25 protein-coding genes are annotated in these 20,537 nt (G+C 63.5%); 3 read left to right on the top strand and 22 right to left on the bottom strand.

Going from position 1 to position 20,537, the window contains the following annotated elements; translation table 11 throughout:
- Nucleotides 1–4 precede the first annotated feature (4 nt).
- The 5 genes from wecB to NDB2M4_RS10130 all read right to left on the bottom strand — a co-directional run bounded on the left by wecB (nucleotide 5) and on the right by NDB2M4_RS10130 (nucleotide 7,343).
- A complete protein-coding gene (gene wecB / locus NDB2M4_RS10150; protein WP_072375009.1) occupies nucleotides 5–1,132 on the bottom strand; it encodes a non-hydrolyzing UDP-N-acetylglucosamine 2-epimerase in 1,128 nt (375 codons plus the stop codon).
- Between the two features lie 25 nt (nucleotides 1,133–1,157).
- Nucleotides 1,158–2,489, bottom strand: a complete 1,332-nt coding sequence (locus tag NDB2M4_RS10145) for a glycosyl transferase family protein (RefSeq protein WP_072374180.1) — start codon at nucleotides 2,487–2,489, stop codon at nucleotides 1,158–1,160.
- Nucleotides 2,490–2,773: 284 nt separating this feature from the next.
- On the bottom strand, nucleotides 2,774–2,974 hold the full coding sequence (locus NDB2M4_RS10140; protein ID WP_072374177.1) for a hypothetical protein: 201 nt from the start codon (nucleotides 2,972–2,974) through the stop codon (nucleotides 2,774–2,776).
- A gap of 131 nt (nucleotides 2,975–3,105) precedes the next feature.
- Entirely contained in the window at nucleotides 3,106–6,330 is a 3,225-nt protein-coding gene (locus NDB2M4_RS10135; protein ID WP_072374174.1) for an efflux RND transporter permease subunit, read from the bottom strand.
- On the bottom strand, nucleotides 6,327–7,343 hold the full coding sequence (locus tag NDB2M4_RS10130) for an efflux RND transporter periplasmic adaptor subunit (protein ID WP_072374171.1): 1,017 nt from the start codon (nucleotides 7,341–7,343) through the stop codon (nucleotides 6,327–6,329). The genes NDB2M4_RS10135 and NDB2M4_RS10130 overlap by 4 nt, the downstream gene beginning before the upstream one ends.
- A 140-nt stretch (nucleotides 7,344–7,483) precedes the next feature.
- On the opposite strand from NDB2M4_RS10130, the gene NDB2M4_RS10125 reads away from it, so the two are divergent.
- Together NDB2M4_RS10125 and NDB2M4_RS10120 are read left to right on the top strand one after the other, a co-directional pair.
- Nucleotides 7,484–8,200, top strand: a complete 717-nt coding sequence (locus NDB2M4_RS10125) for a Tll0287-like domain-containing protein (RefSeq protein WP_171988070.1) — start codon at nucleotides 7,484–7,486, stop codon at nucleotides 8,198–8,200.
- Nucleotides 8,201–8,255: 55 nt separating this feature from the next.
- Complete coding sequence (locus tag NDB2M4_RS10120; RefSeq protein WP_072374168.1) at nucleotides 8,256–9,023, top strand: hypothetical protein; 768 nt, start codon at nucleotides 8,256–8,258, stop codon at nucleotides 9,021–9,023.
- 5 nt (nucleotides 9,024–9,028) lie between these two features.
- On the opposite strand, the gene NDB2M4_RS10115 is transcribed toward NDB2M4_RS10120, so the two are convergent.
- The 17 genes from NDB2M4_RS10115 to NDB2M4_RS10045 form a co-directional block, all read right to left on the bottom strand.
- On the bottom strand, nucleotides 9,029–9,811 hold the full coding sequence (locus NDB2M4_RS10115) for a sulfite exporter TauE/SafE family protein (protein ID WP_072374165.1): 783 nt from the start codon (nucleotides 9,809–9,811) through the stop codon (nucleotides 9,029–9,031).
- Between the two features lie 116 nt (nucleotides 9,812–9,927).
- The gene (locus NDB2M4_RS10110; protein ID WP_072375003.1) at nucleotides 9,928–10,812 is read right to left on the bottom strand and encodes an MBL fold metallo-hydrolase; all 885 of its coding nucleotides are present in this window, start codon (nucleotides 10,810–10,812) and stop codon (nucleotides 9,928–9,930) included.
- 2 nt (nucleotides 10,813–10,814) lie between these two features.
- On the bottom strand, nucleotides 10,815–11,273 hold the full coding sequence (locus NDB2M4_RS10105) for a DUF6691 family protein (protein WP_072374162.1): 459 nt from the start codon (nucleotides 11,271–11,273) through the stop codon (nucleotides 10,815–10,817).
- A 1-nt stretch (nucleotide 11,274) separates the two neighbouring features.
- Entirely contained in the window at nucleotides 11,275–11,703 is a 429-nt protein-coding gene (locus NDB2M4_RS10100) for a YeeE/YedE family protein (RefSeq protein WP_072374159.1), read from the bottom strand.
- A 9-nt stretch (nucleotides 11,704–11,712) separates the two neighbouring features.
- Nucleotides 11,713–11,865, bottom strand: a complete 153-nt coding sequence (locus tag NDB2M4_RS20220; protein ID WP_171988069.1) for a hypothetical protein — start codon at nucleotides 11,863–11,865, stop codon at nucleotides 11,713–11,715.
- Entirely contained in the window at nucleotides 11,862–12,077 is a 216-nt protein-coding gene (locus tag NDB2M4_RS10095) for a YgaP family membrane protein (RefSeq protein ID WP_072374156.1), read from the bottom strand. Before NDB2M4_RS10095 ends, NDB2M4_RS20220 begins: the two co-directional genes overlap by 4 nt.
- Before the next feature lie 74 nt (nucleotides 12,078–12,151).
- Nucleotides 12,152–12,817, bottom strand: coding sequence for a Crp/Fnr family transcriptional regulator (locus NDB2M4_RS10090; RefSeq protein ID WP_072374153.1), 666 nt, complete (start codon nucleotides 12,815–12,817; stop codon nucleotides 12,152–12,154).
- Nucleotides 12,818–12,893: 76 nt separating this feature from the next.
- Nucleotides 12,894–13,592: a sulfite exporter TauE/SafE family protein gene (locus tag NDB2M4_RS10085; RefSeq protein ID WP_072374150.1), complete on the bottom strand. Its 699-nt coding sequence runs from the start codon at nucleotides 13,590–13,592 to the stop codon at nucleotides 12,894–12,896.
- 33 nt (nucleotides 13,593–13,625) lie between these two features.
- Nucleotides 13,626–14,003, bottom strand: a complete 378-nt coding sequence (locus NDB2M4_RS10080; RefSeq protein ID WP_072374147.1) for a hypothetical protein — start codon at nucleotides 14,001–14,003, stop codon at nucleotides 13,626–13,628.
- Complete coding sequence (gene ccoS / locus NDB2M4_RS10075) at nucleotides 13,990–14,160, bottom strand: cbb3-type cytochrome oxidase assembly protein CcoS (protein WP_072374144.1); 171 nt, start codon at nucleotides 14,158–14,160, stop codon at nucleotides 13,990–13,992. Before ccoS ends, NDB2M4_RS10080 begins: the two co-directional genes overlap by 14 nt.
- A 30-nt stretch (nucleotides 14,161–14,190) precedes the next feature.
- Complete coding sequence (locus tag NDB2M4_RS10070) at nucleotides 14,191–14,691, bottom strand: FixH family protein (RefSeq protein ID WP_072374141.1); 501 nt, start codon at nucleotides 14,689–14,691, stop codon at nucleotides 14,191–14,193.
- Entirely contained in the window at nucleotides 14,688–16,151 is a 1,464-nt protein-coding gene (ccoG, locus tag NDB2M4_RS10065; protein WP_072374138.1) for a cytochrome c oxidase accessory protein CcoG, read from the bottom strand. Before ccoG ends, NDB2M4_RS10070 begins: the two co-directional genes overlap by 4 nt.
- A complete protein-coding gene (gene ccoP, locus NDB2M4_RS10060; RefSeq protein WP_072374135.1) occupies nucleotides 16,151–17,020 on the bottom strand; it encodes a cytochrome-c oxidase, cbb3-type subunit III in 870 nt (289 codons plus the stop codon). Before ccoP ends, ccoG begins: the two co-directional genes overlap by 1 nt.
- On the bottom strand, nucleotides 17,013–17,177 hold the full coding sequence (locus tag NDB2M4_RS19955; RefSeq protein WP_139247188.1) for a cbb3-type cytochrome oxidase subunit 3: 165 nt from the start codon (nucleotides 17,175–17,177) through the stop codon (nucleotides 17,013–17,015). Before NDB2M4_RS19955 ends, ccoP begins: the two co-directional genes overlap by 8 nt.
- Before the next feature lie 8 nt (nucleotides 17,178–17,185).
- The gene (ccoO, locus tag NDB2M4_RS10055) at nucleotides 17,186–17,911 is read right to left on the bottom strand and encodes a cytochrome-c oxidase, cbb3-type subunit II (protein ID WP_072374132.1); all 726 of its coding nucleotides are present in this window, start codon (nucleotides 17,909–17,911) and stop codon (nucleotides 17,186–17,188) included.
- Nucleotides 17,912–17,919: 8 nt separating this feature from the next.
- Nucleotides 17,920–19,407: a cytochrome-c oxidase, cbb3-type subunit I gene (ccoN, locus tag NDB2M4_RS10050; protein WP_072374129.1), complete on the bottom strand. Its 1,488-nt coding sequence runs from the start codon at nucleotides 19,405–19,407 to the stop codon at nucleotides 17,920–17,922.
- A 127-nt stretch (nucleotides 19,408–19,534) separates the two neighbouring features.
- Nucleotides 19,535–19,942, bottom strand: a complete 408-nt coding sequence (locus tag NDB2M4_RS10045) for a hypothetical protein (protein WP_139247187.1) — start codon at nucleotides 19,940–19,942, stop codon at nucleotides 19,535–19,537.
- 275 nt (nucleotides 19,943–20,217) lie between these two features.
- Between NDB2M4_RS10045 and NDB2M4_RS10040 the strand changes: the two genes are divergently transcribed.
- Entirely contained in the window at nucleotides 20,218–20,532 is a 315-nt protein-coding gene (locus NDB2M4_RS10040; RefSeq protein ID WP_072374123.1) for a hypothetical protein, read from the top strand.
- Nucleotides 20,533–20,537 lie beyond the last annotated feature (5 nt).

Here is a 20,537-nt window from a genome sequence, read left to right as displayed (position 1 = left end):
GTTGTCACGCGGCGCGGGCGTGATTGTTGTGCAGTTTGCGGTGCATGATACGGGCGACGATGCGCTGTGCAGCGTCTCCGCGTCCGAATGGGTTCGGTGCGTCGAGCAGCTGACGCTCGTCGCCGGCGGTGAGCTGGCGGACGCCTCTGATGATGGCGTCGTAGTTGGAGCCGACGAGTTTGCCGAAGCCGGCCTTGACCACTTCTGGGCGCTCGGTGCTCTCACGGGTGATGAGGATCTGCAGGCCGAAGGTGGGGGCTTCTTCCTGCACGCCGCCGGAGTCGGTGACGACGGTCCACGCGCGGTCGAGCAGATAGACGAAGTCCGGGTACTGCAGCGGTGCGAGGAGATGCACGTTCGGAGCATCGCCCAGATACTTCATGACATCAGCGCGCACTTCTGGATTGAGGTGCACGGGCAGCGCGATGACCTTGTCGCCGTCATTTGCGAGTGTGCGCAGGGCGCGGAGCACGTTGCGCATGGGGCCGCCGATGTTCTCGCGGCGATGCATCGTGGCGAGAACCAGCTTCTTATCGGTCGGAAGCGCGGCAACGTCGGCGTCGATCGGCGTGTAGTTGGTGCCGATCTTGGCGCGAGCGTAGAGCAGCGCGTCGACCACGGTGTTGCCGACCATGACGATGTCCTTTGCGGGGACGCCTTCACGGATGAGGTTGCTGCGCGCTTCGTGGGTTGGCGGGAAATGCAGGGTTGTCGCCTGGCCGATGAGGCGGCGGTTGAACTCCTCGGGGAACGGCGAATAAAGGTCGCCGGTGCGCAGGCCCGCTTCGACGTGGGCGACGGGAACGCGGCCCATGAATCCGGCAGTGGCGGCCGCAGCAGCGGTCGCGGTGTCGCCCTGGACGATGATCCAGTCGTACGATTTTGCGCGCAGGATCTTCTCGACCTGCTCGGTCATGCGGCCGAACTTGCCGGCGAGACCCTGCTCATCGACGATGTTGGTGCCGTTGTGGGTGACGGTGATGCCGAAGAAGTCGAGCAGGCCGGCCGCCAGCTCGATGTGCTGACCAGACCAGAAGACATCGAGCTCGGCGCCGGCGTTCTGCAATGTCTTGCAAACGGGGCCTAGCTTGATGATCTCAGGGCGGGTGCCGAAGGCGACGAGAATACGCATAACTTTTGTTCTCTTCGTTCTCATGTCAGCGGTTGGCGGAGACGAAATCGTCGGGGATGTCGTGCTCTGTCTTCGACCAGACGATGGGTTTGGTGGCGAGCTGGGATTCGCCGAGGAAGGTCTTCCAGGCGCGCCAGACGGCGGCCATGTTGATGTAAAGGGCGGCCGGCCAGCGGATGGCGATGCCGATCCAGTCGTATTTGCCGTAGACCTCGTAGCCGGAGATGACGCGCACGACGTAGCGCGTGACGAATGCGAATAGGTTGATCCACATGCACGCGATAACGACGTTGCCCATCGCCTCGGGGAAGTCGGCGAGGTCGACGTAGCCGAGCAGCATGAATGCCAGGAGCACTGCTGAGATGGGCGGCAGGAAGCTGGTGATCATGCCCTTGCGGTCACGCAGGAAGAAGTAGAAGTCCCACGGATCGCCTTGCCAACCGAGCTTGCAGTAGGCTTCGAAGTTGATGCCGTAGACCCAGCGGGTCTTCTGCTTGATGGATGCAGCCAGCGTCTTGGGGAAATATTCGCGCGTGGCGACGAAGTCGAACCCGTCGTCGACGTTGCGCGAAATGGCGGCGAAGGCCGATTTGAATCCGGCGCGCTTGGCCTCGATGCCGAGGATGTAATCCTCGGTCACGGTGCCCGACATCAGCACCTGTCCGCGCGTGGCGAGGAAGTGCTTGATGAGGCGCTTGGTCATGCAGGTGCCGACGCCGGCCGATGGGATGGCAGCACCAACGGCATCGCGGACGATCAGCTCGCGGGTGTGACGCTCGGCGAACTCGTCCATGTAGGTCGAGGCGACGATGGCGCCCTTGCCGCGGTTGAGCGAGAATACGGGCGCCTGGATGAAGTCATTCTCTTTGGCGTAGGCCGCGTAGACGGGGAACGAGCGCGCGTCGATCACGTCCTCGCTGTCGTGCAGGACGACCAGCTCGGGCGCATCATCGCTGGCGAAGACCTGCGCGAACATCTCGTTCAGCATCTGCCCCTTGGAGGTCGGGCCGGGGAGACGATTGACGATGGCTTTCACGCGGTCGGGGTATTTGGCGGCGAGCTCCTCGGCGACGCGCAGGGTGCCGGTGTCGTTGGGGTAGACACCGAGATAGAGCGAGACCTGCGGGATCTGAATGCGCGCGAGGTTGCCCTCGACCATCTTTCCGAGGACGTCCTCTTCGTGCCAGTTGGCAACGAAAACAGCGGTGGGGGGAACGGCGATCTCGCCGTCATCGAGCTGGGGGACGCGGCGGCGCACGATGCCGAGCGCGATGAGGTCGATGAACGCGTCGTCGATGGACGACACGGCGATCAACACGCTCACCGCAAACAGCAGGATGATGAGGAACTCTAACACTTGGCTGCCTTCCGGGTTACCCCTCGATCGGGGCAACTTCTCTAAAATTCGAACTTTGTGTGTACTGGCTTTAGTTCGAATTTTCGGAAAAGCGGCTCAAAGTGTTTCCATTGATCGCGCTTAATCCGTCAACAGCGTCAACCAAGTGTTACCGAGCGTTTCGGTGTCCTACATTTCTGCTGGATATCAGACGGAAGCTGGCGCCGGTGCGCAATATCGCACCGACGCTGCTTCCCCCCGGACTGAGTGCCCCATTGGGGAAGGGCACCCTGCGTGAACGAGTTTCAAGCCGTTCTGGCGGCCGAGATTCGCCAGGCGATGATGTATGAAATGGGAGCGGCAAGGACCACTGCCGCGCCGCAGGCCATAGGGATCAGGCGTGTGGCATCTGCATTAAGCTCTGGAACAGTGACTACGACCAGCAGGGCGATGCCGGCGAGAGTCGTTGCGAGCATGATCCATACGAGCACTGCGATCCTGAACATCTTTTGCTCCTGTCAAAGCGGCTGCGTCGGATGTTCATGACGATAGGTGAAAGTGCGCCGGTGTTGCTTGACGGGCATCAACCTTACAGCGCGCAAAATGTCTCTGTCCTCTGACAGTCATCAGCGAAGTGTCAGGCCGCTTTCTGTGGCGCATCATCGCGCAGCAGGATGTAGATCGCGGGGATGACGAGAACGGTGAGCAGCGTCGAGGATGCCAGGCCGAACAGCAGCGAGATGGCGAGACCCTGGAAGATCGGATCCATGAGAATGACTGCTGCACCGATCATCGCGGCAAGCGCCGTCAACAAGATCGGCTTGAAGCGGATGGCGCCGGCTTCCAGAAGCACTTCGCGCAGCGGCGCGCCGCGGCTGCGTCCGTGACGGATGAAATCGACGAGCAGGATCGAGTTGCGCACGATGATGCCGGCGAGCGCGATAAATCCGATCATCGATGGGGCAGAGAAGGGCGCGTTGAACAGCCAGTGTCCAATCATGATGCCGATGAGCGTGAGCGGCACCGGCGTCAGGATGACCAGCGGCAGGGTGAATGAACGGAACTGGGCAACCACAAGCACGTAGATGCCGAGAAGGGCAATTGCGAAGGCAGCCCCCATGTCGCGAAACGTAACGTAGGTGACTTCCCATTCGCCGTCCCAGAGGAGCGTGGGCTTCAGTTCGCTGGCGGGTTGTCCGTGCAGACTTATCTGTGGCTTGGGCAGCGTTGCCCAGTCGGCCTTGTCGATAGCGTCAGCGACCGCGAGCATGCCGTAAATCGGCGCTTCGTATGCGCCGGCGAGTTCGGCCGTTACCATTTCGGCGGCGCGGCCGTTGTGGCGGAAGATCGGGTAAGAGGCCTGCTCTTTTTTCAACGTGACGACGTCGCCAAGCTCGACGACGCCGCGGCCACCGGGCACGGCGTTGGCGGGAACGGGCGTTGAGAGCGCGCGCTCGTTGATGGTGAGGTCTTCCTTCGGCAGCTCGACAGCGATCTCGACCGGATGGCGTCCGCCGCCCTTATGCGAATAGCCGACGGGCGTGCGGCCGAGGTAGGCGGCGATCGTGTCGTAGACGTCGCTTTGCTCGACCTTGTGGAATTCGAGGTTGTCCTGGTCGATGACGAAACGCATGCGTGGGGCGCGCTGGCGGAAGCTGACGTCGGCGTCGACGATGAAGGGGATGGAGCGGAAGATCTCGCGCACCTTCAGCGCTACGGCGCGGCGTTGCTCGGGGTCAGTACCGTAGATTTCGGCGAGCAGCGTGGCGATGACGGGCGGCCCGGGCGGAACTTCCACGACGCTAACCGCCGTGCCATCGGGCGCAGGCAGACCCTGCAGGCGCTTGCGCACGTCGAGAGCGATCTCGTGGCTCGTTCTGTGGCGCTCGGCCTTGGGGGCAAAGTTCACCTGCAGATCGCCTTGCTGGGGCTCGGCGCGCAGATAGTAGTGGCGAACGAGGCCGTTGAAGTTGAAGGGAGCGGCCGTGCCGGCGTAGGCCTGAACGGATGCCAGCTCGGGGAGGCCCGCAAGGCGCTGGGCGGCGTCATCGAGCACGCGCTGGGTTTCCTCCAGGCTGGCGCCGCGCGGCAGATCGACGACCACCTGCAGCTCCGACTTATCGTCGAACGGCAGCAGTTTGACGGTGACGGCCTTGGTGGCGAAGAGGCCGAGAGAGAGCAGCGTGGCGACGCCGACGATGGCGAGAAAGACGAATGCGGTTCGGCGGCTGGCGATGACCGGACGCGCGGCGGCGACGTAGCTGCGTGCGAGCCAGCTGTCGCTCGCCTCGCCAGCGTGTGGGCTATTGCCGCCAAAGCGCAGCATCAGCCAGGGCGTGATCGTCACCGCGACGAAGAACGACAGAACCATCGCCGCGGAGGCGTTGGCCGGGATCGGACTCATGTAGGGGCCCATCAAGCCGGACACAAAAAGCATCGGCAGCAGGGCGGCGACGACAGTCAAAGTGGCGAAGATGGTCGGATTGCCGACTTCGGCAACGGCGTCGATGGCGGCGCTCATGCGGCTGCGGCCATCGTGCATGCCCCAATGGCGGGCGATGTTCTCGATGACGACGATCGCGTCGTCGACGAGGATGCCGATGGAGAAGATGAGCGCGAACAGGCTGACGCGGTTGATGGTGTAACCGAGCAGCCAGGAGGCGAACAGCGTCAGCAGGATGGTCGTGGGGATGACGACGAAGACGACGGCGCCTTCGCGCCAGCCGATGGCGAGCGCGACGAGCAGCACGATCGAGACCGTTGCCAGCCCCAGGTGGAACAGCAACTCGTTGGCCTTCTCGTTGGCCGTCTCGCCATAGTTGCGCGTGACGGTGACGGAGACGTCGTCGGGCACAAGATCGCCCTTCAGTTCGTGCAGACGCTCGGTGATGCGCTCTGAAACGGTGACCGCATTTGCGCCGGAGCGCTTGGCGAGTGCCACCGTGACCGCTGGAGCGCGAACGAGCTCTCCGTCCGCGGCCTTAGTGTAGTGCCAGGCCTGCTGATCGAGAGGCTTGGCGCCGACGACGACGTTGGCGACGTCGCGCAGATAGACCGGGCGGCCGTCACGCGAAGAAAGCAGCAGCAGGCCGATGTCGGGGACGCCTTGCAGCGTTTCGCCGGCGACGATGGGAATTGAGTCATTGCGCTCGCGCACGCGGCCGGCGAGGAACGAACGGTTGGCGGCCTTTACCTTGGCGACGAGCTGGGTGAGCGTGATGCCATAAAGCGAAAGGCGCTCGGGGATCGGTTCGATGCGGATCTGGTCGGGGCGGCCGCCGACAATGTAGGTGAGGCCGATGTCATCGAGCTTTGCCAGCTCGACCTGAAGATTCTCGGCCATGTGGTAGAGGGCGTTGTCCTGGTAGCGGTCGACGCCGGGTTTCGGTGCGAGCGTGAGCGTCAGGATGGCGACGTCGTCGATGCCGCGGCCGACGATGAGCGGCTCGGGAATGCCGAGCGGAATGCGATCGTAGTTGGCGCGGATCTTCTCGTGCACGCGCAGGATGGCGTCGTCGGCGGTGGTGCCGACGAAGAAGCGCGCGGTGATGACGACGCGGTCGTCCTCGGTGGTGGAATAGACGTGCTCGACGCCGCTGATGCCTTTGACGATGGTCTCGAGAGGCTCGGTGACGAGCTTCACCGCATCCTCGGCCTTGAGGCCATCGGCGGTAACGAAGATGTCGACCATCGGCACGGAGATCTGCGGCTCCTCCTCGCGCGGTAATGCGAGAAGGGCGAGGAAGCCGAGCGCCAGGCCGGCGAGCAGAATGAGCGGCGTCAGCGGCGAGTTGATGAAGTAGCGCGTAAGGTTGCCGGAGATGCCGAGGCCAGCCGGATGTTGGGTGTCTTTCTGGGTCATGGGCGGACCAGCTTGTCGCCAGCTTCAAGGCCAGCCAACACCTCGACCATCTCTGTGGCCGCATCGTCGGCGCTGCGGCCGGTCTGCACGACGACGTCCTCGGGGCTGCCGCCTTTCGCCTCCAGGCGTACGTAGTCGAGGCCGTAGCGCTTGAAGATGAAGCTGCGCGGCACGAGGAACGTGTCGCGCTTTCCAGCGGAAATCCACGCCAGCAAGCGCTCGCCGACGAAGTAGTTGCCGAGACCGGGGACTTCCGCATCGGCGATGACGCGGCCGTCGGTCAACTGCGGATAGACCTGTGTAATGCGGCCGGCGGCGAGTGGGGCGGCGTCGGCGCCGAGGCCGCGGGCGCCAACGCGGATGGGATCGCCGACCTTGATGAAGCGGGCGTGGCGTTCGGGCAGCTCGATGCGCAGCAGATATTCCTTGGCGGCAATGGTGGCGATGCTCTCGCCTGCGAGGACGACGCTACCCTCGGTGACGGGGACCTTCAGGACGCGGCCGGATGCCGGCGCGAGGACCTGGCCTTCCTCGCTTTCGGTCTCGATGACGGAGCGCTCGGCGCGGGTAGACTTCAGGTCATTCACGGCAACGTCGTAGGCGGTCTGAGCCTGATCGACGCGCGCCTGCGAGGCGACGGCACGCTCCTTCAATGTGAGGGCACGTTTCAGTTCTGCGTCGGCTGTCTCGATGCGCGATTGCAAAGCGACGAGGCGGGCATCGAGCGCCTTGATGCGGAGTGCGATCTTTGGGTCGGCGACGAGGGCCAAGACTTCGCCTTGTGTGACTAAGTCACCTTCATCGACCTTGAGAGTTGCGATGGTGCCGGGCGTGCGCACGCGGGCTTCAATGACATCGCGGCTGCGGACGGTGGCGTACACGGATTTCAGGTCGTCGACCTGACTGAGTTTGACGTCATAGACGCGCGACAAGGCAGGTTCGGCGGCGATGCTCGCTGTCGATGTGGCGATGAGGCAGGCAATGAGTGCGAGCGCCGCTGGAAGCTTTGTCACCGTAATTCCCCTGTCTCTTACAGGCATGATCCGAACTTGAACATATATTAGGGTAAGCTAATTTAGTTGCAATGCATATTGTGATGAGAAAGATGAGACATCTTAGGATGAAGGCCCGCAGGCATCATATGGAGGACGAAATGCGCAACTCAGCGTTCAATACCGCCACGACTGCAGCGTCGCGCATTCCTGACAAGGGCGCCTTGAGCCAGATCACAAGCGTGTTGCGCCGGGTGCTGCTCGCTCTCGCGCATTCGGCGCGGCGCGCTCTGGCGTCGTCCCTGCTGTTACCGGTAGCGATGATGCCGCTGCTGCTCGCCTCTCCTTCGCGTGGGGAAGAGGCGCCCGTCCCCGACGCAGCACAGCTTGCCAATGCACGGGCGTCAATCAAAGGGCTGGGTGAAAATTTGAAGCATCAATTGATGGCTGCAATCAAAGAGGGCGGACCTATAGCGGCAGTGAGTGTATGCCGCACGATTGCGCCGGCGATCGCCGAGCAGCAGTCGCATGCGCACGGGGTGAAGGTCGGCCGGACGGCGCTGAAGGTGCGCAATCCTGGCAATGCGCCGGATGCCTTCGAGAGACGCGTGCTGGAGGATTTCGTTCGGCAGATCGCTGAGGGTGCCGATGCGACCAAGCTCGAGCACGCAGAGATCGTCAGCGATGGCGGTGGCCGCGTGCTGCGCTATATGAAGGCTATACCGATGGCGGCGCAGCCGTGCGCTACATGCCATGGGGCGGAGCTCAGTCCCGAGCTCAAGGCCGAAATCGCGAGGCTTTACCCTGACGATCAGGCAACAGGGTTCAAGCCGGGCGAGCTGCGTGGCGCGTTTTCGGTGACCGAGAAGCTGAACTGATAAGAAATTTCCGGCGAGCGGCGCGTTGGGGCCGGGACATCAAGGGAGTTGAACGATGCGGGCTATTCTTTGCGGCGTGTTGGCGGCAGGCGCGTTGGCGGCGCTTGGTGCGGGAGCGCAGGCGGAGCCTACAGATATCGTCGTGCGGGTGCTGAGCCGGGACGCAAAGTTCGTCGGCACCAGCATGGGCGGTATGCGCGTTACGCTACGGGATGCGCACACCGGTGAAGTGCTGGCCACGGGGCTGACGCAGGGCGGAACCGGCGACACAAAGCTTTTGATGCACAAGGACGGAGGCCGGCGCGCTGGGCTTGCGGATACGTCTTCGGCGAAGTTTTCGACGACGCTCGACTTGAAGGAGCCGCGGCTGATCGAGGTGGAGGCGTATGGCCCCGTGGCGCAGCCACAGGCGGCGCATCGTGTGGTGTCGAGCCAATGGATCGTTCCCGGCAAGCATCACAGCGGCGGTGACGGCTGGGTATTGGAGATCCCGGGTTTTGCCGTCGACGTTCTGGCGCCGCCCGCGCACGTCAAAATCAAGAACGGTAGCTCGGTCGATGTCCGGGCCAACGTCATCATGATGTGCGGTTGCCCCATCGAGCCGGCGGGCTTGTGGGATGCGGACAAGTACGAAGTTGCGGCGATCGTGAAGCGCAACGGTGAAGAGGTCGCGCGTGTACCGATGAAGTACGCCGGGCAGACGAGCCAATTCGCCGGGTCGGTTTCGGTCGATGGCAAGGGTGCCTACGAAGTGATCGTCTATGCGCACGATCCGGCCAATGGCAACACCGGGCTCGACCGCACGACGTTTCTCGTCGACTAGCAACGTCAGGTGATGGCGCCGATCCCGCGCCATACAACATAGAAGCCGACGGCCGCGACGATGACAGCGAAAGCGGTGGCAAGAGCCTGCCGGTGGGTCGAGAGGCGCTGGGCGGCGATGCGTCCGACGACACCGCCGGCAATGCCGCCGCCGATGAAGAAGGCGACGAGCACCCAGTCGATCAGGCCCGAGATGGCGTAGTTGATGGCGGTGGTGATGCCGAAGGCGAACACCGATACGAGCGATGAACCGATAGCGTAGATCATCGGCATACCGGTTGCCGCCATGATGCCCGGCACGACGAGGAAGCCGCCGCCGATGCCGAAGAAGCCCGACAGTGCGCCGACGCCGGTACCGTAGGCGAGCAGCCAGGGCATCAGGCGAGGAGCGGAATGGCGCGTGAGACGCACGGCGACGTCGCCGCCGCTGTGGCGGTTCCAGAACATGAAGCCGGCGATGACGATCATCAACATGCCGAACAGAAGCAGAAGCTTCTGCCCATCGAACTGCTTGCCGAGAGTCGAGCCGATGGCGGCGCCGGCAACGCCTGCGGCGGCGAACACCAGCGCGCATGGCCACTTCACGTTGCCGGCCTTGGCGTGACCGATGAGGTTGGCGAGTGCGCTGACGGCGACGGCGACGGCGCTGGTGCCGATGGCGACGTGGGGCGAGGATACGCCGACGAGATAGACGAGCAGGGGCACGGCGAGCACCGAGCCGCCGCCGCCGATCAGGCCGAGCACGAAGCCGACGAGGATGCCGGAAAACGTTGCGAGAAGGTCCTGCATCGGCGCTCCTTTTCAAGCTTCAGGTACGAGCTGGATCGGCCGGGCCATCGCGCAACGGCCCGGGTAGAACGTGGAAAGCGTGGCGATGACCCGATGCGCAGAGCGCTAGGGCCGTCTCAAAGCTCGTTGATCGGCACCTTGAGATGGCGCTTGCCGGTTTCATCCGGCTCGGGAAGGTTGCCGCCGCGGATGTTGACCTGGATCGACGGGATGATCAGGTGCGGCAGATCCAAAGTCTTGTCGCGGGCTTCACGTACGCGGACAAACTCATCCTCTGATATGCCCTCGTGCACATGAATGTTGTGCGCGCGCTCCTCGCCGACAGTGGTCTCCCATTTGATCTCGCGGCCGCCAGGTGCGTAGTCGTGGCACATGAAGAGCCGCATCTCGGGCGGCAGCTCGAGGACGCGCTTGATCGAGCGAAAGAGCGTGCGCGCGTCGCCGCCGGGGAAGTCGGCGCGGGCGGTGCCGCCATCGGGCATGAACAGCGTGTCGCCGACGAAGGCCGCATCGCCGATGACGTGAGTCATGCAGGCGGGTGTGTGACCGGGCGTCAGCATGGCGAACGCCGTCATCGTGCCGATCTGATAGGTGTCGCCGTCCTTGAACAGGCGATCGAACTGGCTGCCGTCGCGCTGAAACTCGGTGCCTTCGTTGAAGATCTTTCCGAACACCTCCTGCACGATCTTGATGTTCTCGCCGATGCCGAGCTTGCCGCCAACCTTGCTTTGAATGTAGGGCGCGGCGGAGAGGTGGTCGGCGTGGGCGTGCGTCTCGATCAGCCATTCGACCTTGAGGTCGTGCTTCTTGACGTAGTCGACGATCTCATCGGCGGAATCGTAAGAGATGCGCCCGGCCGCATAGTCGATGTCCATCACGCTGTCGATGATGGCGCAGCCGTTCGAGTTCGGGTCCTTGACGACGTAGCTGATGGTGTTGGTCGGCTCGTCGAAGAACGCCGTCACTTCAGGTTTCACATTGAGGTCGACGGCATGGGGAATGCTCACTTGTTTCCTCCCTTGATCCCTGCTTGTGGCGTGATGGGTGTTACGGAGAAGGTGTCGAGGCTGCGTGCGATGGCCATGCCGGCAAGCATAGCCAGGACGAAGATGAAGGCCGCATTGGCGCCGATGCCTAATGAGGCGACAGCGGGTCCTGGGCAGAAGCCGACGAGCCCCCAACCGATGCCGAAGATTGCAGCGCCGGATGCAAGCCGCCCGTCGATGTCGGCTTTGGCCGGCAGTTGGAATACGCCGCCCAGCAGAGGTGCGCCTTGAGCGAACGCGAGGCGGTAGCCGATGGCCGTGGTGGCGACCGCGACGGCCATCGTGATGGCAAGGCTCGGATCCCAGCTGCCCGCGATGTCGAGGAAGTTCAGCACTTTCGCCGGGTTGATGAGGCCGGAAACGATCAGGCCGGTCGAGAACAGGAGGCCGGAGATGAATGTGGCGATGATTGGCATGTCAGCCTCCGAGCACGTGACGCATGATGAAGACGGTGATGGCACCGGTGGTCATGAAGATTGCAGTTGCCGCTATCGAACGCGGTGACAGACGTGCGGTGCCGCAGATGCCGTGACCGCTGGTGCAGCCGCCGCCGCGTACTGCGCCGAAGCCAACGAGAACGCCGCCGATGACGAGCAGGGGAAGGCTGGACGTCACTTCGATGCCTACGGGGATGCCGGTGGCAGCCGCATAGAGCAGCGGCGCGATGACGAGGCCGGCGACGAAAGCGAGGCGCACGGGCAATTGATTGTCGCTGTAGGGCGGCAAGAGACGCGATACGAAGCCGCTGACGCCGGCGATGCGGCCGGTGAGGGCGAGAAGCAGGACCGCCGAGAGGCCTATGAACAGGCCCCCGAATGCGGCCGATAGGATGGTGTCCGTTGCCATTGTTGGTCCTCAGGATCCGATCCAGAGCGCTAGGGGGATAGCGATCGCGCTCCAGAACATCATGTTGATGAACGATCGCAGCACCTGCCGATGATCGCTGTCGTGCGGGATGCCGGGGACGTTGCAGACAAGGTCGCCCGGCAAAAGGAAAAAGTTCGTCATGCCTTGCCCTCGCGCTGCCCTGATGCGCCGAGCGCACAGGTATTGACGCCACCAATCGAGTAGGCGGGGCAGAGGCGGGCCAGGCCGGTGATCAATGGCAACAGCCCAACAAGGCCCCACCATGTTCTCGGGCCAATGATAACAAGGCTCAGGAGCGCGAGGCCGAGGATAATCCGGGCCGTGCGATCCCAGGTGCCGACATTTTTCAGCATCGGAGCGCCTCCAGTGTTTGAAGGGCCTCGATAGTCCCTGATGCAGGTCAGGTCTGTGACCTAGTCACAGTGGCTTACGGGGCCGTCGCGAGCTGGCGCAGTCCCTCTGAATTTAGGATGTCTACGGCGCCGCGGGAGGTGGAGATCCATCCGCGGCGCTGAAATTCATTGAGCTGGCGGCTGACGACCTCGCGGGCGGTGCCAAGCTCGGAGGCAAGCTGCTGGTGGGTGAGGTCAATGTGGCCCTGCGTGTTGGCGCGCTCGAGCAGGCGCTGGGCGAGGCGGACGTCGACGCGCGAGAATGCCACCTCGTCGATAATGCGGAAAAGGTCGGTGACGCGGCGGCTGAAGGCGGTGAACACGAAGCGCCGGAAATCCGGCGAGCGGGCGATGAGGTCATCGAAGGTGGCGCGCGGGATGGCGACGGCGTCGACCTCGGTCTCGGAGATGGCCTCGGCGAGGTAGTCGTCGTAACCCATCAGGCAGGCGGTGGTAAGGGCGCAGCTTTCGCCCGCGGAGACGCGGTAGAGCACGATCTCGCGGCCAGAATCGGAGACCTGCTGCACGCGTACAGTGCCGCGGATCAGAAGCAGGAAGGCGTCGGGCGCCTGGCCGGGGCCGAAAATGCGCGTGCCGGCGGGCAGGTGCACCACGCGACTTGCCGTGACGAGCGAGGCAAGGACGTCCGGTGGCAAATGGGCCAGTCCGGAAAAGTGGGAGATCCAATTCTGGTCGGACATTCTGGCGGCCCGCTTTATTGAAGCGCGACCATATCGGTCCACCGGGACAATGTCAGCCTCGCCGGCTTGACCCTGTTCAGGTGGGGAAGCACCAGGCCATGAGTTGCTTCATCGGAATGGCCAGCGAAATGGCGGCCAGGGAAGCGATGGCGAGGCCGATGGCCATGCGCGGTCCGCGACCGTCCGCCCAGCCTTTCAACGATGCGACGCCGAATGCCGTCGCGGTGACGGATGGCAGGGTGCCGAGGCCAAAGCCGAGCATGATGACGGCGCCTTGCACAGCCGTGCCGCTCATCATGGCGAAGAACAAGGTCGCGAAGACCATGCCGCACGGCAGCAGTCCCCACAGGAGACCGGTCGAGTAGACCCATAGCCAGTAGCTGGGCTGGGGGGCGAGGCGAACGCGCGTCAGTCGCTCGGTGATGAAGCGGGTGGCCTTGTCGAGTGCAGTAGGCGCAGGGGCGAGGCCGGCAACCGAGAGGCCGATCCACATGAGCGTGGCGCCAGCGGCCCACCGCATGACCTGAAATGCGATGTCGCGGTCGAGCCCGGCGTAAAGCGTCGTGCCGAAGAGACCGACGAGCGCGCCAGCGACGACGTAAGACGTGATGCGGCCGGCCTGCGCAACAAGTAGCGTCGGCAATGCGGCGTGTGCGCCGCCGGAGGGCGCAAGCGCGATGACGAGGCCTGAGGCTATGGGGCCGCACATGGCGGCGCAATGCAGGCTTGCAGCCAGCCCGACGAGGATGCCAGCCAGGAACGTAAGCTCGGACATGCGCCGCCTTTAGACCGCTGTGCGGCCGGCAGTCTAGTCGGAATCGCTCAGCGGGGGGTTGTTGAGGGCGACGGCGGGGATCAGCGCGAGCATCACCGGGACGAGGCCGAGTGCGATATAAAACGGCACTGCCATGCCCCAAATGATGGTGCCGGCAATGGCGCTGAGCAAAAACAGCGCAGTGGCGGCAGCCAGGACGTTCGCCTGAGCCCAGGCAGGGACGACACGCCAAAGAACCGGGGCGTAGGGCAGGATCGCCATCAGAAGTGCGGCGGCGACTGCGGCCCCGGGTCCGATGGTGAGGCCGCAGACAATGGCTGCCATCGCGGCGTTCATGATCGCCAGCGTCAAGCGTGCGCGCTTGCGCTGGGGTGTTTCATCGAATGGCGTGGCGGACTTAGCGTCGCTCATCGGTGTTTGTCTCCAAGGGCTCGTCTTCAAACAGGATGCGGGCCGCTGCGCCCTCGAGGTCGTCGTACTGACCGGCGCGCAACGACCACAGGAACGCGGCGAGGTAGAATCCGCCAAGGCAGAGTGCGATGGGGATGAGGAGGAGAAGACTATCCATGCTGGTGCTTCCTCTTCTCGTGCGCCGGCGTCATTGGGGTTCGATGAAGATTTCGCGGCGGCGCTCGATGCTGGTGCCGGCATCCTCGATCTTGACGCGGACGAACCAGCGCCCTGGCGTATCGACGGCGAGGGTGCCTTCAGCGGCGCCATCCTCCAGCGCGCTCAGTTTGATGAGCTGCGGGGGCTTGCCCTCCATGGGGCGCTCGGCGGTGGCGGTGATCTCTGCGCCCTTGAGCTCTGAGCCTTCAGCATCGCGCGCGGCGATCTTGACGATGCCGCGCAGCGCGCCTTCCGGCTCGAAGCCGATGCTGACGCGCCAGCCAAGGTCGCGCTCTTTGCGGCGTTCAGCGATGGTGTCGTTGTAGGCGAGCCCACGGCGGTAGGGATCGGCTTCCGAGAGGCCGGAGAAGCTGTTGACCGACAGCGTGATCAGCACGACTTCGACGCAGGCGAGGAACACGAAGAAGCCGATGAACAGGCCAGGTATCCAGCGATCCTCGCCGAAGAGGCGCTTCAGACGTGCAATCATTGAGCGCCTCCTGGTCCCCAGAAGTAGGTTTCGAGGCGGGCGAGCGGCGCGTTCGTGGTCCGCTCGGTCAGCACCACCGTCACGGGCACGCGGCCCTGCGGGGCGGAGTGCATCGGCACGGTGACCATCACGCGCTCCGACAACGAGCGCCGGTTGCAAATGAATGCAGGCGAGGGTTCGTCGCTGGTCGAGAGGCGGACGGCTGCGCCGGGGAGACCTTCGACGGTGACCGCAACGCTGGCGATATCGTCGCCGCGGTGGGTGAAGCGGAGCGCATAGTCGTTGCGAATGCTGCCGTCCGACATCTTTACGAACGGAGGCTGACGCTGATGCTCGAGGCTGGCGTCGACGTTGCTGCGGTTGGCGAGGGCCACGGCCATCGCGGAGCCGGAGACGAGCATGACGGACGCAAACATCATCGGCTTGATGCGCAGGATGCGCGGGCGCGTGCGCTTTGCCGTCGCCATGGATGGCTCGGCCGGCATTTCCGTTCCGAGCTTGATCAGTCCGTGCGGGCGGTCGAGCCGGTCCATGACGGTGTTGCAGGCGTCGATGCACAGCCCGCAGCCGATGCATCCGAGCTGCAACCCATCGCGGATGTCGATGCGCGTCGGGCAGGAGCTGACGCACCTGCCGCAATCAACGCAGTCGCCGCGATAGGCATCGCTGCCTGCAAGGTAGGAGTGCGCAGCAGGCGGGCCATCGTTGCCGATGTCGAGAAGATCGGGACGCAGCGGCACACGCGCGCGGGCGCGCGGATCACCGCGCCACGACTGATAAGTGACGACGAGCGTTTCGGAATCGAGCAGCGCGCTTTGGAAGCGCGGCCAGGGACACATATGCAGGCAGATGTTCTCGCGCGTGTGCGCGGCAAACACATAAGTGGTGAACGTGAGCACGCCGAGCGAGACATAGGCAGCAGCCGGCGCGATGCCGGTTGCGAGCTGGCCACCGAGATGCGTGATGTCGATGAAGTAGCCGGTGAAGGTGAAGGCCGTGAGCACTGCGATCAGCATGTGCAGCGCGGACTTGATGGCTTGGCCCAATGCGCTGTCGCGGCCGAAACGCTGGTCGATGCGGCGATCGACACCGAAGAAGAGATCGGTCCAGACCGTTTGCGGGCAGGTGAAGCCGCACCAGACGCGACCGAAGTATGCGGTGACGAAGAATAGCGTTGCGGCCGAGAATATCAGGAGGCCAAGCAGCAGGGGCAGATCGGGCGGCCAGAACTCCATGCCGAACAGATAGAAGCGGCGGGCCGGAATATCGACGATGACGGCCTGGGCGGATTCACCAGCGCGGGTCCAGCGCAGCCACGGCGTGATGAAGTAGAGGCCGAGCAGGAATGACGTCAGCGCCGTTTTCGTCAGACGAAATTTTCCGGAGGCTGCGTGTGGCGTTCCCGTGCGCAAGGCGCGGGTTTGAGCCGTTTGCAGCGCGGTCGGCACCTGCGTGTGCATTACTTCTCTCCGCCGCCGAGTGAGTGCACATAGACTGCGAGCATTTTGACCGCGTCATCGCCGAGACGCGGCTTCCACGCGGGCATCATACCCATGCGCGGGTGGGCGACCTGGCGTGCGACTGCGTCTTTGCCATCGCCGTACAGCCAGATCTGATCTGCAAGACGGGGGGCGCCCATCTCGCGCATGCCTTCTCCGTTCTCGCCATGGCAACCAGCGCAGTTGTTGGCGAAGACTTCGGCGCCAGGGAGCGCCTTACGGCTGTCGGCCTTGCTGGCATCGGACAGCGTCGCGACGTACTCGGCGACGGCGGCGATTTCCTCAGGGCTCAGCATCTCGGCAAAGGCCGGCATTTCGGATTGACGGCTTTCGGGATCCTCGTTGCGAATGCCGTGGGCGATGGTTTGGTAGACATCATCGATCTTGCCGCCCCAGAGCCAGTCGTCGTCGATGAGCGAGGGGAATTGGCCCTGCTGGCCGCCGGCGCCGCTGCCGTGGCAGGCGGCGCAGTTCTGATTGAACAGTGCGCGGCCGCCGGTGATGGCGAAGGTGCGCAACTCGTCAGACTGCTCGATCTCAGAGACAGACTTGGCTGCGATCTGGTTGCGCCAGTGAGCTTGCTCGCTGCGTGCTTCGGCCTGTTCTTCGGCGAGTTGGCCGGCACTGGTCCAGCCGAGCAGTCCGGCGAAGGCGAAGCGCGTCGTGGGCCAGCCTGGGTAGAGCGCGGCGTAGATGATGGCGATGATGAAGCTGATGACCAGGGTGATGACCCACCAGCGCGGGAGCGGGGTGTAAAGCTCCTCGATGCCGTCCCACGAGTGGCCGGTCGTGTACTGACCTGTGACGGGGTCGTAGCGATGCTCAGCCATCTTGATCGTCTTTCGTGTCGAACGGAATTTGCGCGTCGCGGTCGTACTCGGCCTTGCTGGCCGGATGCAGCACGACCCAGAGGATCATCACGAACAGGCCGATCCCGATGATTGGCCAGATCGCCTCCAGATGATGGGTGAATGTCTCGGCGGTCATCGTCGGCTCTATTTGGAGGGCGTGGCGCTGGATGCGTCCGGTTCGGAGAAGTCAACGAGAGTGCCGAGGACTTGCAGATAGGCGATGAGGGCGTCCATCTCGGTGATGCGCGAAGGATCGCCGTCGAAGTCGCCGAGCTTTGCCTTCGGGTAGCGTTTGAGCAGAGCTTCGGTGGCGCCCTGTCCGGTGGCCTGCGCTTCCAGGTCGGCGTGCGCGGACGCGATCATCTCATCGTCGTAGGGGACGCCGACGGTCTTGAGCGCCGACATGTGCAAGTTGAGATCATCGACGTAGAGCGGCTTGTCCTTGAGGAAGGCATAGGACGGCATGATCGAAACGGGGACGACGCTCTGCGGATGGATCAAGTGCGCGAGTTGCCAGGCGTTGGAGTATTTGCCGCCGACGCGTGCGAGATCAGGGCCGGTGCGCTTGGAGCCCCAGAGGAAGGGGTGATCGTACATGCTCTCGGCGGGGATTGAGTAATGGCCGTAACGCTCGACCTCGTCGCGGAAGGGACGGATCATCTGGCTGTGGCAGGTGTAGCAGCCTTCGCGGGTGTAGATGTTGCGGCCGAGCTGCTCGAGCGGCGTATAGGGCCGCATGCCTTCGACCTTGGTGACGGTCGTGTCGATCTTGAACAGGGGCACGATCTGCACGAGGCCGCCGATCGAGATGACGATGAACGTCAGCATGAACAGCAGTGCAGCGGACTTTTCGATGAGGGAGTGGTTCATGGTCGGTCTCACTCCGCAGGCGCGAGCTGGGCGCGCAGCCCAGCGTCAGACCGGCGTCGCGCGGGCGCGTCGAAGATGGTCATGAAGATGTTGATGGCGAAGAGGATGCCGCCGGCGAGGAAGAACATACCGCCGAGCGCACGCACCACGTAGTAGGGGTGCAGCATCGCGACGCTGTCGGTGAACGAGTATTGCAGGAAGCCGAACTCGTCGTAGGCCTTCCACATCAGGCCCTGGGTGATGCCCGACACCCACATCGAGGTGATGTAGAGAACGATGCCGATCGACGCGAGCCAGAAGTGAACTTCGACGAGCTTGATCGACCACAGGCGCGTCGACCAGAGCTTCGGCACCATGTGATAGAGCGAGCCGAAGGCCATCAGCGCGACCCAGCCGAGCGCGCCCGAATGCACGTGGCCGACGGTCCAGTCGGTGTAGTGCGAGAGCGCGTTGACGGGTTTCAGCGCCATCAGCGGGCCTTCGAACGTCGACATGCCGTAGAAGGCGACGGCGACGACGAGGAAGCGCAGGATGGGATCAGTGCGCAGCTTCGACCATGCGCCCGAGAGCGTCATGATGCCGTTGATCATGCCGCCCCAGGACGGCATCCAAAGCATGATGGAGAAGGCGGCGCCGAGCGTCTGCGTCCAGTCGGGCAACGCGGTGTAGTGCAGATGGTGTGGGCCGGCCCAGATGTAGAGGAACACCAGCGCCCAGAAGTGCACGATCGACAGACGGTACGAGTAGATCGGGCGGTCGGCCTGCTTGGGCACGAAGTAGTACATCATGCCGATGAATCCGGCGGTGAGCCAGAAGCCGACCATGTTGTGGCCGTACCACCATTGGATCATCGCGCTCTGGACGCCGGAGTAGGCCGAATAGCTTTTCGTTGACGTCCAGGAAATCGGTACGGCGGCGTTGTTGACGACCTGCAGCACCGACACCGTGAGGATGAAGGCGAGGAAGAACCAATTGGCGACGTAGATGTGCGGTTCGCGGCGGATGGCGAGCGTGCCGACGAAGATGGCGAGATACGTCAGCCAGACGACCGTCAGCCAGATGTCGAGGAACCACTCGGGTTCGGCGTACTCCTGCGATTGGGTCAGTCCGAGCGGGTAGCTCACCATCGCAGCGACGAGGAAGGCGTTGTAGCCCCAGAACAGGAAGCTCGCGAGCTTTGGGCCGCCCCACAATCCGGTGCGGCAGGTGCGCTGTACGACGTAGAGCGACGTTGCGAGCAGTGCATTGCCGCCGAAGCCGAGGATGACGCCCGATGTGTGCACGGGGCGGAGGCGGCCGAAGGTGAGAAACTCGCCGACGTTCATCCCGGGGAAGGCGAGAAGCAGGGCGACCCAAACTCCAACTGCCAGTCCGAACAGCGCCCACAGCACCGTTGCGATGGAGAAGGCGCGAACGACATCCTCGTTGTAACCGATGATCGTCTGACGATCGTCAGCCCCATGTGCAGATGCGAGTGAAGTGGCAGCGGCAGACATCGGCCCGGTCTTCCTTGGAATAGTTCGAACGAAGGGGGTGTTAGAGCCGTGCGCGGATGTGCGCTCGGTGCGCGCGTTTCTGACGCAGATCAGGCGGTGCGGTGCAGAGCCTGATGTGACGCGATTTTCAGGTTAAGAGCGCGGGCGGGGCGCGTGAGCGTGCGTTCGCTTTGAACGTCGCTGGAACATGTGCGGCGACGTGCGCTGCGAAGGATTGACCGGTGGAGTGCACGCCGATGTGCGCGAAGTTTGTGCAGATCGGCGCGCAGCTGGCGGCGACGGTACCTTCGCAGTCATCGATCGAATGGTCGCAAAACTCGCGCGTTTGCGGGGTATCTGGTGTGTTCGTGCGGGTCGCATGCGCGAAATGCGACAGGTCTGCAAGATCGATCTGGTTAATCGAGGGTTCCGGGGTGTCGTGCCCTGGACGCAGGCAGCGCTGCGCAAAGACGAGGCTCAGAGTGACGAGCACGTAAAGTGCAACAATCATCCCCCTAGCGTCGTTTTTTGCGTTTTTATGAAGCCACCCGAGCATGCCTCCAGAGGTCAATGATGTGGCTCAATCGTCAACGAACTAAGACGTCGCACCTAAGTTGATTTGTCTTCATCTTTTGACGCGGGCTGTCGCATGTCGCCATGCTCTAACCGCAACATGGCGTATGCGCATTGTCATTTCAGGCGCGACTTCGTGGCATAGATGGGTTGCGCCAATTGACCATTGAAGATTCGGCTGGCTAGCATGTGGACATGCGAGTTTTTAGGCGCCAGCTGAATGAGAGGCTTTTCATCGCAGTCCTTTACGGGCTAGCGATGCTGCTTATGCCGCTGGCGCATCGGCCGGTCCGTCAGTCGGCGCCAGATCTCTCGGCGTACGAACTGCCTGACGGTACGCTGCCGCTGTTGTGCTCACCCGCGAAGGGTGGTGGTTCGCGCAGTCAATCCATCGCTGTTTGCGATGCGTGCTTGCTGACAGCGGCGCCTGGTCTGATCGTCGGTGGGCTGGCGATCTCTGCTCCCGCCGTTTCGGTCGTCGCGGTGCTCGAAGCGCCGTACGAAATCCCGAGTTTCAAGAAACGTTTCGACAGCGATGCGCGTCCGCGTGCACCGCCGTCTGTTCTCGCCTGAGGCGC

This window comes from Hyphomicrobium sp. NDB2Meth4 (assembly GCF_900117445.1).
Taxonomy (GTDB): Bacteria; Pseudomonadota; Alphaproteobacteria; order Rhizobiales; family Hyphomicrobiaceae; genus Hyphomicrobium_A.
The sequence above is the reverse complement of the archived record's forward strand: the minus strand, read 5'-3'. Positions and strand labels throughout refer to the sequence as shown.

Coding starts and splice junctions, on each gene's coding strand:
- NDB2M4_RS20220 (WP_171988069.1), bottom strand. CDS start 11,865: ATGACGAACTTTTTCCTTTTGCCGGGCGACCTTGTCTGCAACGTCCCC.
- NDB2M4_RS10105 (WP_072374162.1), bottom strand. CDS start 11,273: ATGCCAATCATCGCCACATTCATCTCCGGCCTCCTGTTCTCGACCGGC.
- ccoO (WP_072374132.1), bottom strand. CDS start 17,911: ATGAACCACTCCCTCATCGAAAAGTCCGCTGCACTGCTGTTCATGCTG.
- NDB2M4_RS10070 (WP_072374141.1), bottom strand. CDS start 14,691: ATGATTGCACGTCTGAAGCGCCTCTTCGGCGAGGATCGCTGGATACCT.
- NDB2M4_RS19955 (WP_139247188.1), bottom strand. CDS start 17,177: ATGACCGCCGAGACATTCACCCATCATCTGGAGGCGATCTGGCCAATC.
- NDB2M4_RS10100 (WP_072374159.1), bottom strand. CDS start 11,703: ATGGCAACGGACACCATCCTATCGGCCGCATTCGGGGGCCTGTTCATA.
- NDB2M4_RS10140 (WP_072374177.1), bottom strand. CDS start 2,974: ATGTTCAGGATCGCAGTGCTCGTATGGATCATGCTCGCAACGACTCTC.
- NDB2M4_RS10080 (WP_072374147.1), bottom strand. CDS start 14,003: ATGAGCGACGCTAAGTCCGCCACGCCATTCGATGAAACACCCCAGCGC.
- NDB2M4_RS10115 (WP_072374165.1), bottom strand. CDS start 9,811: ATGCAGGACCTTCTCGCAACGTTTTCCGGCATCCTCGTCGGCTTCGTG.
- NDB2M4_RS10125 (WP_171988070.1), top strand. CDS start 7,484: ATGCGCAACTCAGCGTTCAATACCGCCACGACTGCAGCGTCGCGCATT.
- NDB2M4_RS10135 (WP_072374174.1), bottom strand. CDS start 6,330: ATGACCCAGAAAGACACCCAACATCCGGCTGGCCTCGGCATCTCCGGC.
- ccoG (WP_072374138.1), bottom strand. CDS start 16,151: ATGCACACGCAGGTGCCGACCGCGCTGCAAACGGCTCAAACCCGCGCC.
- NDB2M4_RS10120 (WP_072374168.1), top strand. CDS start 8,256: ATGCGGGCTATTCTTTGCGGCGTGTTGGCGGCAGGCGCGTTGGCGGCG.
- ccoN (WP_072374129.1), bottom strand. CDS start 19,407: ATGTCTGCCGCTGCCACTTCACTCGCATCTGCACATGGGGCTGACGAT.
- NDB2M4_RS10045 (WP_139247187.1), bottom strand. CDS start 19,942: ATGCTCGGGTGGCTTCATAAAAACGCAAAAAACGACGCTAGGGGGATG.
- ccoS (WP_072374144.1), bottom strand. CDS start 14,160: ATGGATAGTCTTCTCCTCCTCATCCCCATCGCACTCTGCCTTGGCGGA.
- NDB2M4_RS10095 (WP_072374156.1), bottom strand. CDS start 12,077: ATGCTGAAAAATGTCGGCACCTGGGATCGCACGGCCCGGATTATCCTC.
- NDB2M4_RS10090 (WP_072374153.1), bottom strand. CDS start 12,817: ATGTCCGACCAGAATTGGATCTCCCACTTTTCCGGACTGGCCCATTTG.
- NDB2M4_RS10085 (WP_072374150.1), bottom strand. CDS start 13,592: ATGTCCGAGCTTACGTTCCTGGCTGGCATCCTCGTCGGGCTGGCTGCA.
- ccoP (WP_072374135.1), bottom strand. CDS start 17,020: ATGGCTGAGCATCGCTACGACCCCGTCACAGGTCAGTACACGACCGGC.
- NDB2M4_RS10040 (WP_072374123.1), top strand. CDS start 20,218: ATGCTGCTTATGCCGCTGGCGCATCGGCCGGTCCGTCAGTCGGCGCCA.
- wecB (WP_072375009.1), bottom strand. CDS start 1,132: ATGCGTATTCTCGTCGCCTTCGGCACCCGCCCTGAGATCATCAAGCTA.